The organism is Acidovorax sp. KKS102 (assembly GCF_000302535.1).
Lineage (GTDB): Bacteria > Pseudomonadota > Gammaproteobacteria > Burkholderiales > Burkholderiaceae_C > Acidovorax.
In genome coordinates this window covers 1,487,664-1,501,735 of record NC_018708.1, presented here as the reverse complement: position 1 = coordinate 1,501,735, position 14,072 = coordinate 1,487,664, and the positions used below count along the sequence as shown (strand labels likewise).

Below are 14,072 nucleotides of genomic sequence, written 5' to 3'. Positions count from 1 at the left end.
CAGAGCTTGAGCATGGGTGGGCTCAATGCGCCTTATCCCAATTAGCCCCCACCCCCACTTCCGCCAATAACGGCACCTTCAGCGCCGCCACTTCCGCCATCAGGCGCGGGATGTGGGTCTTGAGCCAGTCCACTTCGCTCTCGGGCAGTTCGAACACCAGTTCGTCGTGCACCTGCATGATCATCTTGATATCTGTCTTGTGGGCGTCCAGCTCCTTCTGCACCGCCACCATGGCCAGCTTGATGAGGTCGGCCGCCGTGCCCTGCATGGGCGCGTTGATGGCGGCGCGTTCGGCCCCGGCGCGGCGGGGGCCGTTGGGGGAGTTGATTTCGGGCAGGTACAGGCGGCGGCCAAACACGGTTTCGACATAGCCCATGGATTTGGCGGCGGCCTTGGTGTCGTCCATGTACTGCTTCACGCCGGGGTAGCGCTGGAAGTATTTGTCGATGTAGGCGGCTGCGGCCTTGGTTTCGATGCCTAAGTTCTTGGCCAGGCCAAAGCTGCTCATGCCGTAGATGAGGCCAAAGTTGATGACCTTGGCGTAGCGGCGCTGCTCGCTGGTGACCTGGTCCACTTCCACACCAAACACTTCGGCAGCAGTGGCGCGGTGCACATCCAGCCCGGCGTGGAAGGCGTGCAGCAGCGAGTGGTCGCCGCTCAGGTGGGCCATGATGCGCAGTTCGATTTGCGAGTAGTCGGCACTCGCAATCACGCGGCCCGCAGGGGCCACAAAGGCCTCGCGCACGCGGCGGCCTTCGGGCGTGCGGATGGGGATGTTCTGCAGGTTGGGGTCGTTGCTGGACAAGCGGCCTGTGACGGCCACGGCCTGCGCGTAGTGCGTGTGCACGCGGCCGGTGCGTGGCAGGGCCAGCTGGGCCAGCTTGTCGGTGTAGGTGCCCTTGAGCTTGACGAGGCTGCGGTGCTCCAGCAGTTTGGCGGGCAGGGGGTAGTCCTCGGCCAGTTTTTCCAGCACTTCCTCGTCGGTGCTGCGGGCACCGGTGGCGGTCTTCTTCACCACGGGCATGCCCAGCTTGTCAAAGAAGATTTCGCCGAGCTGCTTGGGGCTGCTCAGGTTGAAGGGCTGGCCCGCAATTTCATACGCCTCGGTTTCGAGCTGCAAGATGCGCTGGCCCAGTTCGTGGCTTTGGGCGGCCAGCGTGGGCGCGTCAATCAGCACGCCGTTGCGTTCGATGCGGTACAGGGCCTCACTGCTGGCGATCTCCAGCTCGTAGATAAAGCGCAGTTTGTCATCGGCCTGCAGCAGCGGCCACAGGGCGTTGTGCACGTCCAGGGTCTGGTCGGAGTCTTCGCACGAGTAGGCGGCGGCTTTGTCTACCGGCACTTGCGCAAACGGAATCTGGTGCGCGCCTTTGCCGCACAGGTCTTCGTAGGTGATGCCTTTGCGGCCCGTGTGGCGCTCGGCCAGGCTGGTCAGGTTGTGGGGCTTGTGCACTTCGAGCACATAGCTTTGCAGCATGGTGTCGTGCGCGTAGCCCTGCACTTCGATGCCGTGGTTGGCGAACACATGGCGGTCGTATTTGATGTGCTGGCCCAGCTTGTGGTGCTTGGGGTCCTCCAGCCAGGGTTTGAGGCGGGCGAGCACTTCATCCAGCGGCAACTGCGCGGGCGCATCGGGGCCTTCGTGGCGCAGGGGGATGTAGGCGGCTTCGCCGGGCTGCACGCTGAAGCTGATGCCGACGATTTGCGCGCGCATCTCGTCCAGCGAATCGGTCTCGGTGTCGATGGCCGTGAGCGGGGCTTTGTGCAGGCGCTCTAGCCACTGGTCAAAGTCGGCCCAGTTGAGGATGGTGTCGTACACCACCGTGCGGTGCTGGGCTTCTTCGGCCACGGTGCTGGCGGAGTGGTCCGCGAACAGGTCGCCGCTTTGGCCGGGCATGGCGACGGTGGGGGCTGCTGTGGCCGGGGCTGCAGCGCCCTTGATGGCGGCGGCCAGGCCCTTGAAGCCGTACTTTTCGTAAAACGGCAGCAGGCCCTCGTTGTCGGGCGCATCCAGTGTGATGTCGTCAAACGCGGGCAGGCCGGGAATGTAGTCGGCCAGCGCGCAGTCTGTCTTCATGGTGACGAGCTGGCGGCTCAAGGCCAGTTGGCCGCTTGCAATGGCCTCGCGCAGGTTGTTGCCCGCCACGCCCTTGATGGCATCGGCGTTGGCAATCAGGTTGTCGAGCGAGCCATATTCTTCCAGCCACTTGGCGGCGGTCTTGGGGCCGACCTTGGTCACGCCGGGCACGTTGTCCACGGTGTCGCCCACCAGGGCCTGATAGTCCACCATCAGCGCGGGGGGCACGCCAAACTCGGCCGTCACGCCCGCCACGTCGCGGCGCTTGCCGCTCATGGTGTCGATGATGGTGATGTGCTCGTTGACCAGCTGGCTCAAATCCTTGTCGCCGCTGGACACGATAACCTCAATGCCCTGCGCTGCGGCCATGTGGGCCATGGTGGCGATGACGTCGTCGGCCTCCACGCCGGGCACGGCCACCACCTTCCAGCCCAGCAGGTCCACCACTTCGTGGATGGGCTCGATCTGGCTGCGCAGATCGTCGGGCATGGGAGAGCGCGTGGCCTTGTATTCGGTGTACAGGGCATCGCGGAAGGTGGGGCCCGAGGCGTCGAACACGCACACGGCGTAGTCGGCCACCACCTCTTTGCGCAGGGCCTGCATCATGTTGATCATGCCGCGAATGGCACCGGTGGCAGGGCTGGTAGGGTCGCCCGGCACGGCCCGCAGGTCGGGCATGGCGTGGAAGGCGCGGTAGAGGTAGCTGGAGCCGTCCACCAGCACCAGGGTCTTTTTGTTGCTCATCCGGCAATTGTGCACGGGCAGCGCCCGCCGGGCGGCGCTCTACAATCGCCCGATGCGCGCTGTTCACCTTCTCCTGCTGCTGGGCATGGCCTGCGGCAATGCCCTGGCCCAAACCCCACCCCCATCCCCTGCTGCCACCACCGCAGGCGCTGGTAACCAGCGCGATGCGCTGTCCGATCCCGAGCCCCTGTCCGGCCGCAGCAACCAGCGCACGGAGCGCATCCAGATCGAAGACGCAGGCAGCCGTGTGGATGAACTGCGCGTGGGCGGGCAAACCCAGAACATCTCGGTACAGCCCAAGACCGGCAACTTGCCCGCCTACGAAGTGCAGTCGCCCGACGGCGCGCGCAGCCGCGCTGGCGGCAACAATGGCGCCGAGACCACCACGGCGCCCCGCGTCTGGAACGTGTTCAAGTTCTGATGGGCTGCAGGGTGGCGCGCGCACTGCGCTGCCGCCAGTTAAGCCTCCGCTTGCCCCCGTTGTCCCGCCCCTTCCTCTTTCTTTTTTCTTCGACCCCCTGAGCGATGGCCGTTTTTACCGAAGTCTCCAATCCCGAGGCGCGCGAGTTGCTGCGCCGTTTGCAACTGGGCGAGCTGGTGGAGCTGCGCGGCATTGAGGGCGGCATCGAGAACACCAACTACTTTCTGACCAGCGACCAGGGCGAGTTCGTGCTGACGCTGTTCGAGCGCCTCACGGCCGAGCAGTTGCCGTTCTACCTGTACCTGATGAAGCACCTGGCGCACGGCGGCGTGCCCGTGCCCGACCCGCGCGCCGACAAGAACGGTGACATCCTGCACACCGTGTGCGGCAAGCCCGCCGCCGTGGTCAACAAGCTGCGCGGCAAGAGCCAGCTGGCCCCACAGGGCGTGCACTGCGCTGCCGTGGGCACCATGCTGGCCCGCATGCACCTGGCGGGCCGCGATTTTGACCGCCACCAGCCCAACCTGCGTGGGCTGCCCTGGTGGAACGAGACGGTGCCGGTGGTGCTGCCCCACATTGACGCTGCGCAGGCCGCACTGCTGCGGTCCGAGCTGGCCTACCAGAACCATGTGGCGGCCAGCTCCGCCTACGCCGCTCTGCCACGCGGGCCCGTGCATGCCGACCTGTTCCGCGACAACGTGATGTTTGAAGGGGAAGAGCTGACGGGCTTTTTCGACTTCTACTTTGCAGGGGTGGACACCTGGCTGTTTGACCTGGCCGTGTGCCTGAACGACTGGTGCATCGACCTGCCCACCGGCACGCATGACGCCGAGCGCGCCACGCGCATGCTCGACGCTTACCAGGCCGTGCGCCCGCTGACGACGGCCGAGCGCGAGCTGCTGCCCGCCATGCTGCGCGCCGGGGCTCTGCGGTTCTGGATTTCACGCCTGTGGGACTTCTACCTGCCGCGCGAGGCCTCCATGCTCAAGCCGCACGACCCCACGCACTTCGAGCGCGTGCTGCGCGGGCGCCTGGCCCTGCCCGTACACGCGGGCTGATCCCACTAACCCCTGACCCGGCCAACGGTTTGGGGCGGTGGGGTAAATTCGGCCTTATTCGCCCACCCGACATCCAATGCCGCTCGACGCCCCCCTGTTGGCGCCAGGGCACAGCTGGCGGTGCGAGCCTCTCCTCCTTTCCAACGTATTCATGAAACTCCACATCGTTCCCGCACGCACCGGCATGGCCTGGGTCAAGCTCGGCGTTCGGGCGTTCTGGCGGCAGCCCATGGCGCTAGCTGCGCTGTTCTTCATGACCATGGCGGCGATGTCGCTGGCCACGATGATTCCGCTGGTGGGCCCGGCCATTGCCCTCGCACTGCTGCCGTCGGCCACGCTGGCCATGATGGTGGCGGCGGCGCAGGCATCGCAAGGGCGGTTTCCGATGCCCACGGTGCTGCTGGTGGCGTTTCGCACCGGGCGCGAGAGGCTGCGCGACATGCTCACGCTGGGTGTGCTGTATGCGGTGGCTTTCCTCGGCATCATGGGGCTGTCGGCCCTGCTGGACGGCGGCCAGTTTGCGCAGGTGTACCTGGGCGGCGCGCCCATGACCCGGGAGATTGCCGAGAACCCGGACTTCCAGCGCGCCATGTGGCTGTCGATGCTGTTGTACCTGCCGCTATCGCTGCTGTTCTGGCATGCACCGGGCCTCGTGCACTGGCATGGCGTGCCACCAGTCAAGGCGTTGTTCTTCAGTATCGTGGCCTGCGTGCGCAACTTTGGCGCGTTCCTTGTCTATGGGCTGGGCTGGCTGGGGGTGTTTTTGCTGGGCGGGCTGGTGGTCAGCATCGTGTCGGCCCTGCTGGCTGTGGCGGGGCTTGCGGGATCGATGGCCGGTGGCATCATGGTGGGCGCTGCCATGATGTTGGCGGCCATGTTCTTCACCTCGGTGGTCTTCACCTTCCGCGACTGCTTCGAGCCCCCCTACACCCCGCAGCAAGAAGAGGCGCCCCATGACACCCCGCCCCCCAGCCCCCCTGACGCACCACCTGCAGGGCCGCTCTGACGACGAGCTGGTCTGGTTCCAGCGCCGCAGCGTGGTGCAGGCCGCCGCGCTGTGGGTGGCAGGCGGTGGCTGGGCTGCCGCCCATGCGCAGGCGCGCAGCAATATCGTGGAAGTGCGCGGCGAGGTGCTGCGCAATGGCGAGCCCCTGACGGCGCAGCACACCATCACCGCCAACGACCGCATTGAGACCGGGCCGGGCGCCAGCCTGGTGTTCTCAGTGGGCGACAGCGCCTTCATGGTGCGGCAGAACTCGCGCATGGCGATGGAGAGCGACACACCCACCGCCGTCAAGCTGCTGCGCCTGCTCAGCGGTGCAGTGGCGACGGTATGGGGGCGCGGCCCAGACCGGCAGATTGCGCTGCCCACGGCCACCGCAGGCATCCGCGGCACCGGCGTGTACGCCGAGGTGTTTGCCGACCAGGACCAGCGCGGCTACCTTTGCAACTGTTATGGCACGGTGGAGCTGACGGCAGGCGGCGAGCGCCTGGTGAGCCAGTCCAGCTACCACCAGTCGTTCTGGGCCGAGCCCGCACCCCGCAATGGCCGGCTGCTGACACCGGCCGGTGCCATCAACCACACGGACGAAGAGATGGAGTTCTTGGCCGGGCTGGTCAACCAGCGCACCGCGTGGCAGGTGTCGGGCCGCAAGGGCATCAAGGATGGCAGCGGTGGCGCGGCCGTACCGGCCAACAACTACGGAACCGGCAACTCCTACGGCCCGCCCGGCTCCCGGGACTAGGGCCTGTCCCGCAGCGCACGCGCAGCCATGCCTGCGCGGCGCGCCTTGGGCGGGCGTCACGCGCTGCGCAAGGCACCGCGTCAAACGGTCACACAAACGTCAAACCACTGTCACGGGGCGTTCCTAGGATCGCGGGCTGGATTCCATGCCCCCCGCCTACTACGCCTTTTCCAACAAGGCTCCCGGTCGGATCAGGGCGTGGCATGCCCGTTTGCATACCCACTTGGAAACACCCCGAAAATGACCCAACCGACGATGCCCACCCGCCGCAAGGCCCTGCAACTGCTGGCCGGCGTTCCCATGCTGCCGCTCAGCGCCAGCGCCTCGGCCGCCCTGCTGACCGCCTGCGGTGGCAGCGACTCCGCCGCGCCCAGCTTTGTGTCGGCCAGCTTCACGTCGATGGCAGCCCCCACCCTGGCCAACGCCGCAGCCATGGCCACCACCACCGTGGGCTCCACGCTCAACATCAAGCTCAGCGACGACTCGGTGCGCTCGTACCAGCTGGCTTACCAGCCGTTCTTCGTGACGGGCGACATGGTGTCCGACGGCAAGGGCGGCACCATCCTGTCGGGTGGCTACTACGACATCAACAACAAGCCCATCATCGACGCCACGGTGGCTGGCAAGGAGCGCCAGTACTTCTCGGACTCGCCCGACGGCACCTCGCTGCTGACCGTGGCCAACCCCACCGTGACCGGCCTCAAGGGCAAGGCCGTGTTTGCCGTGGTGCAGTTTGAATACACCACCTGGGCGCAAGACGGCAAGACCGACATGTACGGCAAGCTGCCCTCGCCCATCGCCGTGCTGACGCTGGACCAGGACCAGACCACCGGCAAGCTGAGCCTGGTGAAGTACCACAACGTGGACACCTCCAAGGTGCACGGCCTGTGGATCACCTGCGGCGCCAGCCTGTCGCCCTGGGGCACCCACCTGTCGAGCGAGGAGTACGAACCCGATGCGTTCAGCATTGCCAGCAACGCCATGTTCAAGGCCTACAGCAAGAACCTGTATGGCGACGAAACCAAGGCCAACCCCTACCACTACGGCCACATGCCCGAAGTGACGGTGAACCCCGACGGCACCGCCAGCATCAAGAAGCATTTCTGCATGGGCCGCATCTCGCACGAGCTGGTGCAGGTGATGCCTGACAACCGCACGGCGCTGATGGGCGACGACGCCACCAACAGCGGCTACTTCGTGTTCGTGGCCGACAAGGAAAAAGACCTGTCGTCCGGCACGCTGTACGTTGCCAAGGTGGGCAGCGGCTTCTCCATCGACCCCAAGGTGGGCACAGCGGCCCCCCTCACCTGGATCAAGATGGGCTCGGCCACCAGCGCCGAGATCGAGAACCTGGCCAACACGCTCAAGCCCACGGACATCATGACCGTGAAGACCACCGACCCGGCCGACGCCAGCTACACCAAGATCGTGGCGAACGGCAAGACCGAGTGGATCAAGCTGAACCCCGGCATGGAAAAGGCCGCGGCCTTCCTGGAAACCCACCGCTACGCCGCCTACCTGGGTGCCAGCCTGGGCTTCACCAAGATGGAAGGCACCACGGTCAACGCCAAGGACAAGATTGCCTACTCTGCGCTGCAGAACATCCAGTCGTCCATGGTGGCAGGCAACGCAGCCAACGTGCCGGGCAACGGCATCTCGGTGCCCAAGCAACTGGTGGCCGGCGCCGTGATGGCGCTGAACCTCAAGGGTGGCCAGAAGGACACCGCCGGCGGCACCATCAACAGCGAATGGATGCCCGTGGACACCAAGGTGCTGCTGGCCGGTGAAGACATCACCGCCGACGCCCTGGGCAACACCGCCAACCCCAACAACATCGCCAACCCGGACAACCTCAAGTTCTCCGAAAAGATGCGCACCCTGTTCATCGGCGAAGACAGCAGCCAGCACGTCAACAACTTCCTGTGGGCCTACAACGTGGACACCAAGCAGCTGTCGCGCGTGATGTCGATCCCAGCAGGCGGCGAGTCCACCGGCCTGCACGCTGTGGACGAGATCAACGGCTGGACGTACATCATGAGCAACTTCCAGCACGCCGGTGACTGGGGCGCCATCCACAGCGTGGTCAAGGACACGCTGGACCCGATGATCAAGGCCAACTACAAGAATAAGAACGGCGCGGCCGTGGGCTACCTGACGGCTGCTGCCAAGCAGCCCAGCCTGAACCAGGCCTGAACTCAGCCTGAAACCCACCTGAGCTAGGGGCCAACAAGGCTGCACCCCGTGCGGCCCGCTTCAAAAACCAACGGGGCCCGAGGGCCCCGTTGTCATTGGCGGCTCTGGATTGCTATATATACGATAGCTATCCAGGCATAAGGTACTAGCGCTACCAGGCGATTTTGCTCAAAACCTGCTATTCGACCACCGTCAGTTTGGCCACCGACAGCGCCAGCCACTTGGTGCCGTGGCGCGGAAAGTTGACCTGTGCACGTGCGTCGTCGCCGGTGCCTTCAATGGCCAGCACCTTGCCCTCGCCAAACTTGGTGTGAAACACGGCAATGCCCACGCGCAGGCCGTGCGAGGGCGCCGCCTTCTGCACAGGCACTGGGGGACTGGCAAACGTCTCGGATTTGAAGCCAAATTGGCCTCTAGTGCTAGATCCGTATGCGCTACCAGCTCCTGAATTAGTAGCAAAACTGGGCGCATACGAGCCAAAGCCCTGCTGCTTGGGCGTGATCCACTTGAGGGCTGCTTCAGGCAGCTCGTCAAAAAACCGGCTCTTGATGTTGTAGCGCGTCTGGCCGTGCAACATGCGCGTTTGCGAGTGGCTGAGGTACAGCCGCTTGCGGGCGCGGGTAATGGCCACGTACATCAGGCGGCGCTCCTCCTCCAGGCCGTCGCGGTCGCTGGCCGAGTTCTCGTGGGGGAACAGGCCCTCTTCCATGCCGCCGATGAACACGCAGTCAAATTCCAGCCCCTTGCTGGCATGCACGGTCATGAGCTGCACCGCGTCTTGCCCAGCCTGGGCCTGGTTGTCGCCCGCCTCCAGCGCGGCGTGGGTCAGGAAGGCGGCCAGGGGCGAGAGGGTTTCGCCGGTGTCGGCGTCCACGATGCCGGGCACGGCGGGTTTCAAAGGCTCGTCGAGCAACGGCGCGTTGGGGTCCAGCCCTTGGCTCACAGGGCTTTGCACGCTTTGGGTCAGCGGCGTGCCGTGCTCATCCAGCGGCAGCGCCACCGCGTCGCGGCCAAAGCCCTCTTGCGTGACAAAGCTCTCGGCGGCGTTGACGAGTTCCTGCAAGTTCTCGATGCGGTCGGCGCCTTCCTTTTCGGTGCGGAAGTGCTCGACCAGGCCGGTGGATTCGAGCATCTGCTCGATGATGCCGCGCAGGTTCAGCCCTTGGGTCTGCTCGCGCAGCACATCGACCATGGCGACAAACGCGCCCAGGTTGGCGCCCGCCTTGCCGGGCACAGCGCTCACCGCGTCGTGCAGCGAGCAGCCTGCGGCGCGGGCAGCGTCCTGCAGCACCTCGATGCTGCGCGCGCCAATGCCGCGCGGCGGAAAGTTGACGACGCGCGTGAAGCTGGTGTCGTCGTGCGGGTTCTCCAAGAGGCGCAGGTAGGCCAGCGCGTGCTTGATTTCGGCACGCTCAAAAAAGCGCAGGCCGCCGTATACGCGGTAGGGCACGCTGGCATTGAACAATGCAGATTCAATCACCCGGCTTTGCGCGTTGCTGCGGTAGAGCACGGCGATTTCCTTGCGCTCAAAGCCGTCGTTGCGCACCAGCTGCTTGATCTCATCCACCATCCACTGCGCCTCGGCCAAGTCAGAGCTGGCCTCGTACACACGCACGGGCTCGCCAGCGCCCTGCGTGGTGCGCAGGTTCTTGCCCAGGCGGCGGCTGTTGTGGCTGATGAGGTGGTTGGCCGAGTCGAGGATGTTGCTGTAGCTGCGGTAGTTCTGCTCCAGCTTGATCTGGCGCTGCACATCAAACTCGCGCACAAAGTCGGTCATGTTGCCCACGCGAGCGCCACGGAAGGCGTAGATGCTCTGGTCGTCGTCGCCCACGGCGATCACGCTGCCACGCGCTTCGTAGCGCCCGTCCACCTCGTTGCCCGCCAGTTGCTTGAGCCAGGCGTACTGCAGCTTGTTGGTGTCCTGGAACTCGTCCACCAGGATGTGCTGGAACCGGCGCTGGTAGTGCTCGCGGATCGGGTCGTTGTCGCGCAGCAGCTCGTAAGACCGCAGCATCAGCTCGCCAAAGTCCACCACGCCTTCGCGCTGGCATTGTTCTTCGTACAGCTGGTAGATCTCGACCTTCTTGCGGCTGTCGCTGTCGTGCGTAGGCACATCGCCAGGCCGCATGCCCTCTTCCTTGCAGCTGGCGATGAAGTACGACAGCTGCTTGGGCGGAAAGCGCTCCTCGTCCACGTTGTGCTGCTTGCACAGGCGCTTGATGGCCGAGAGCTGGTCTTGCGTGTCGAGAATCTGGAACGACTGCGGCAGCCCCGCAGCCTTGTGGTGCGCGCGCAGCAGCCGGTTGCACAGGCCGTGGAAGGTGCCGATCCACATGCCGCGCACATTCACAGGCAGCATGGCCGACAGGCGGGCCACCATCTCTTTGGCGGCCTTGTTGGTAAACGTGACGGCCAGAATGCCGCCGGGCGTGGCATAGCCGTTTTGCAGCAGCCAGGCGATGCGGGTGGTCAGCACACGGGTCTTGCCCGACCCGGCCCCCGCCAGGATGAGCGCATGGCCGGCGGGCAAGGTCACCGCAGCCAGTTGCTCGTCGTTCAGGTGGGCGAGAAGGGGGGATGCGGCCGACGGCGCACCGGAGTGTGGGGGCACCAGGGCGTCTGGCGCACCCGAAAACGGGTCTTGTGGGAACATCCGGCCATTGTAGAAAGCACCCCGCCCCACGCTGCCCCGCACCATGAAAAACATTGCCCTCACCTTGGCCAGCCTGTCGTTGGCACTGGCGCATGCCCCGCAGGCGCTGGCCCAGACCCATTGCAGCAGCGACGGCGCGCCCAAGCCCGTGGCGCTCTTCGAGCGCTTCATCAGCGCCGACTGCGAGGCCTGCTGGGGCGATGCAGCCACCCCGGCGCCATCGGCCAAGGCAGGCGCCGTGGTGCTGGACTGGATCGTGCCAAGCGCGGCGGGTGACCTTGCCCCCTTGTCGGCAGCCGCCACCACCGACGCCCTGCCCCGCCTGCAAGCCCTGGGGCGCAAGCCCCCCACCTCCACTGACGTACACATCAGCACCGTCGATGTGGACGCACGTGGCAGGCTGCGCGTGGCCCACGGGGTGGCGTTCAATGACTATGTGGGTGTGGGCATCAACTTCGCGCCTTCCGCTGCGAAGCCACAGCGCAAGGTGGCCGCAGCCCCCTTTGCCTTTCACCTGCTGCTGGTGGAAGCCATCGCCGCCGGCACGGACGGCACGGTGGTGCCCCGCCATGTCGTGCGCAACGCGTTCGAGGGCGAGTGGCTCCCCGCCCAGCGGCAAGCTCGCACCCCAGGCAAACCGTGGGCCTGGATGGAGACCCGGTCCATGCGCATTCCCGAAGGCGCGCGGGCCGAACGGCTGCACCTGGTCGGCTGGGTGCAGGATGCATCGGGCCAGATCGTGGCGGCTGCGCAATCCGTATGCAGGTAATACCGGGGCCGTTATGACGGCCATTTGTCAGGCGGGTAGAATCAATCACCGGGCCCAAGTTTCTTGACGCCCGGTTTTTTGTGCCTGCGCTCAGCAGGGTTCGGAGTGACTGTCACGTTCACTCCCGCAAAGCCGGTCTGACAGCCAAGCGCCCACCGCCGTCGAAATAGTTTGGCGGCGTCCCTTTATGGAGCTTGGAATCTCATGGAAATCTTCGACTACGACAACATCCTGCTGCTGCCCCGCAAGTGCCGCGTGGAAAGCCGCTCGGAATGCGACGCCAGCGTGGAACTGGGCGGTCGCCGCTTCCGCCTGCCGGTGGTGCCGGCCAACATGAAGACCGTGGTGGACGAAACCATCTGCACCTGGATGGCACAGAACGGCTATTTCTACGTCATGCACCGCTTTGACCTGGACAACGTCCAGTTCGTCAAGGACATGCATGCCAAGGGCTGCTACGCGTCTATCTCGCTGGGCGTGAAGCAACCCGACTACGCCACGGTGGACCAGCTGGTGGCACAGGGCATCACGCCCGAGTACATCACCATCGACATCGCCCACGGCCATGCCGACAGCGTGAAGAACATGATCGGCTACCTGAAAAAGCACCTGCCGCAGTCGTTTGTGATTGCCGGCAACGTGGCCACCCCCGAAGCCATCATCGACCTGGAAAACTGGGGCGCCGACGCCACCAAGGTGGGCGTGGGCCCGGGCAAGGTGTGCATCACCAAGCTCAAGACAGGTTTTGGCACGGGCGGCTGGCAGCTCAGCGCGCTGAAGTGGTGTGCCCGCGTGGCCACCAAGCCCATCATTGCCGACGGCGGCATCCGCAGCCATGGCGACATTGCCAAGAGCATCCGCTTTGGCGCCAGCATGGTGATGATCGGCTCGCTGTTTGCAGGCCATGAGGAATCACCGGGCAAGACGGTGGAAGTGGACGGCGCGCTGTTCAAGGAGTACTACGGCTCGGCCAGCGACTTCAACAAGGGCGAATACAAGCACGTCGAAGGCAAACGCATCCTGGAGCCCATCAAGGGCAAGCTGGCCGAAACGCTCATTGAGATGGAGCAGGACGTGCAAAGCTCCATCAGCTATGCGGGTGGCACCAAGCTGATGGATGTGCGCAAGGTCAACTACGTGATCCTGGGCGGCGACAACGCAGGCGAGCACCTGCTGATGTAACCACACCACCGGGTGCGATCCGCCGCCCGGTTAGGAGAACCCTTAGAACCTGTTCAAAGTCTTGTTGGAGTTGCACAAGTGCCTTGCCGGGATGGGGTGCAAGGCGCGGTGCGCGGCCAATAGCTCGGCTATTGGCAAGCGCCGCAACGCCGCAGACCGCCCGGCAAGGCACTTGCCCGAAGGGTTGGAGTGAAATCGGGCGATTGGACGCCCCGGCTGCTTGCATGGGCATGAGCCCATGCGGCGCACCCGGAGCATCCACTCATCCCGATTGCACTCCAATGCAATCTCCAAAAAGACTTGGAACAGGTTCTCAGGCCCGCAGCAGGTTCTGCGCCATGTGGTGCAGGTCATGCCCGGGCTTGGCCAGGGCATCGACGACGCTGAAGTGGTTCAACCCCGGCAAGGCCACGCTGCGGGGCACAAAATGGCTGCCCCAGGCGTCCTGCATGAGCTGGTTCTGGCGCAGGAATTCGGGGCTTTCATCGGCCCCCACGGCGCAATACAGCGTGCCCGTGGGCGGCTCCAGCAAACGTGCGGGGCTGCACTGCAGCACCTGCTGCTCAGTCAGGTGCAATACCGACTGGTACATGGGCGTGTGCATGATGGGCTCCAGGTCGTGCACCCCCGAGATCGACAGCGCATTGCGCACCAGGCCATCGGGCAAGCCCTTGCCGATCAGGGGCCACACGCTGGTCAGCAGCAGGGCCGCCAGCTGCCCGCCCGCCGAGTGCCCCGCCACGGTGATCCGCCGGGGGTCGCCCCCATGGGCGGCGATCTGGTGCCACACCCAGCCCAACGCTTTTTCCATCTGCCGCGCAATGTGGGGAATGTTCACCGGCGCATCGGGGGTGCCCGGGCACAGCGCGTAGTTCACCACCACCACACAAAACCCGGCCTGGGTGAAGGGCGGCGCGATGAACGAGTGGTCGGATTTGTCGAGCGACCGCCAGTAGCCTCCGTGGATGAACACCAGCACCGGCACCGGCCCACCGGTGGTGCGGGCGGAGGGGAACACGTCCAGGGTCTCACCCACACCGGTTCCATACGCGACATCGAGCGCACAGGGAATGTTGGCGCGCACCTGGGCGGAGTCCCGGGCCCAGCGCTCAAAGTAGTCCATGTGGTCGGGGACGAGGGCACGGTTGTTGTACATGCGCTCCAGCCAGGCGGGGTCGTACAGGGGCAAGGTCATGGGCAAGGGTCTCCGGTTGGTGTGAGCGGCCTTCG

Annotated in this window: 10 protein-coding genes; 7 read left to right on the top strand and 3 right to left on the bottom strand. The window is 65.3% G+C overall.

The window, feature by feature from the left end; genetic code table 11:
• Nucleotides 1-22: 22 nt before the first annotated feature.
• Entirely contained in the window at nucleotides 23-2,821 is a 2,799-nt protein-coding gene (gene polA / locus C380_RS06825; RefSeq protein WP_015013127.1) for a DNA polymerase I, read from the bottom strand.
• Between the two features lie 52 nt (nucleotides 2,822-2,873).
• On the opposite strand from polA, the gene C380_RS06820 reads away from it, so the two are divergent.
• The 5 genes from C380_RS06820 (at nucleotide 2,874) to C380_RS06800 (ending at nucleotide 8,238) form a co-directional block, all read left to right on the top strand.
• On the top strand, nucleotides 2,874-3,242 hold the full coding sequence (locus tag C380_RS06820; protein WP_015013126.1) for a hypothetical protein: 369 nt from the start codon (nucleotides 2,874-2,876) through the stop codon (nucleotides 3,240-3,242).
• A 104-nt stretch (nucleotides 3,243-3,346) separates the two neighbouring features.
• The gene (locus tag C380_RS06815) at nucleotides 3,347-4,300 is read left to right on the top strand and encodes a homoserine kinase (protein WP_015013125.1); all 954 of its coding nucleotides are present in this window, start codon (nucleotides 3,347-3,349) and stop codon (nucleotides 4,298-4,300) included.
• Nucleotides 4,301-4,451: 151 nt separating this feature from the next.
• A complete protein-coding gene (locus C380_RS06810; RefSeq protein WP_015013124.1) occupies nucleotides 4,452-5,306 on the top strand; it encodes a BPSS1780 family membrane protein in 855 nt (284 codons plus the stop codon).
• On the top strand, nucleotides 5,254-6,045 hold the full coding sequence (locus C380_RS06805; protein ID WP_015013123.1) for a FecR domain-containing protein: 792 nt from the start codon (nucleotides 5,254-5,256) through the stop codon (nucleotides 6,043-6,045). The genes C380_RS06810 and C380_RS06805 overlap by 53 nt, the downstream gene beginning before the upstream one ends.
• Nucleotides 6,046-6,285: 240 nt before the next feature.
• Nucleotides 6,286-8,238, top strand: a complete 1,953-nt coding sequence (locus C380_RS06800; RefSeq protein ID WP_043565222.1) for a PhoX family phosphatase — start codon at nucleotides 6,286-6,288, stop codon at nucleotides 8,236-8,238.
• A gap of 178 nt (nucleotides 8,239-8,416) precedes the next feature.
• On the opposite strand, the gene C380_RS06795 is transcribed toward C380_RS06800, so the two are convergent.
• Nucleotides 8,417-10,891, bottom strand: a complete 2,475-nt coding sequence (locus C380_RS06795) for a UvrD-helicase domain-containing protein (RefSeq protein WP_015013121.1) — start codon at nucleotides 10,889-10,891, stop codon at nucleotides 8,417-8,419.
• 43 nt (nucleotides 10,892-10,934) lie between these two features.
• Here C380_RS06795 and C380_RS06790 point away from each other — a divergent pair, with 43 nt between their 5' ends.
• Complete coding sequence (locus C380_RS06790; protein ID WP_015013120.1) at nucleotides 10,935-11,660, top strand: hypothetical protein; 726 nt, start codon at nucleotides 10,935-10,937, stop codon at nucleotides 11,658-11,660.
• Nucleotides 11,661-11,864: 204 nt separating this feature from the next.
• Entirely contained in the window at nucleotides 11,865-12,842 is a 978-nt protein-coding gene (locus C380_RS06785; RefSeq protein WP_015013119.1) for a GMP reductase, read from the top strand.
• 313 nt (nucleotides 12,843-13,155) lie between these two features.
• Here the strand turns inward: C380_RS06785 and C380_RS06780 are convergent, their stop codons facing one another.
• Entirely contained in the window at nucleotides 13,156-14,037 is an 882-nt protein-coding gene (locus tag C380_RS06780) for an alpha/beta hydrolase (protein ID WP_015013118.1), read from the bottom strand.
• Between the last annotated feature and the right edge of the window lie 35 nt (nucleotides 14,038-14,072).

What these genes read in the sequence shown, in the direction of transcription:
- C380_RS06810 (WP_015013124.1), top strand. Translation starts at nt 4,452, where the DNA reads ATGAAACTCCACATCGTTCCCGCACGCACCGGCATGGCCTGGGTCAAG.
- C380_RS06815 (WP_015013125.1), top strand. Translation starts at nt 3,347, where the DNA reads ATGGCCGTTTTTACCGAAGTCTCCAATCCCGAGGCGCGCGAGTTGCTG.
- C380_RS06800 (WP_043565222.1), top strand. Translation starts at nt 6,286, where the DNA reads ATGACCCAACCGACGATGCCCACCCGCCGCAAGGCCCTGCAACTGCTG.
- C380_RS06780 (WP_015013118.1), bottom strand. Translation starts at nt 14,037, where the DNA reads ATGACCTTGCCCCTGTACGACCCCGCCTGGCTGGAGCGCATGTACAAC.
- C380_RS06790 (WP_015013120.1), top strand. Translation starts at nt 10,935, where the DNA reads ATGAAAAACATTGCCCTCACCTTGGCCAGCCTGTCGTTGGCACTGGCG.
- polA (WP_015013127.1), bottom strand. Translation starts at nt 2,821, where the DNA reads ATGAGCAACAAAAAGACCCTGGTGCTGGTGGACGGCTCCAGCTACCTC.
- C380_RS06795 (WP_015013121.1), bottom strand. Translation starts at nt 10,891, where the DNA reads ATGTTCCCACAAGACCCGTTTTCGGGTGCGCCAGACGCCCTGGTGCCC.
- C380_RS06805 (WP_015013123.1), top strand. Translation starts at nt 5,254, where the DNA reads ATGACACCCCGCCCCCCAGCCCCCCTGACGCACCACCTGCAGGGCCGC.
- C380_RS06785 (WP_015013119.1), top strand. Translation starts at nt 11,865, where the DNA reads ATGGAAATCTTCGACTACGACAACATCCTGCTGCTGCCCCGCAAGTGC.
- C380_RS06820 (WP_015013126.1), top strand. Translation starts at nt 2,874, where the DNA reads ATGCGCGCTGTTCACCTTCTCCTGCTGCTGGGCATGGCCTGCGGCAAT.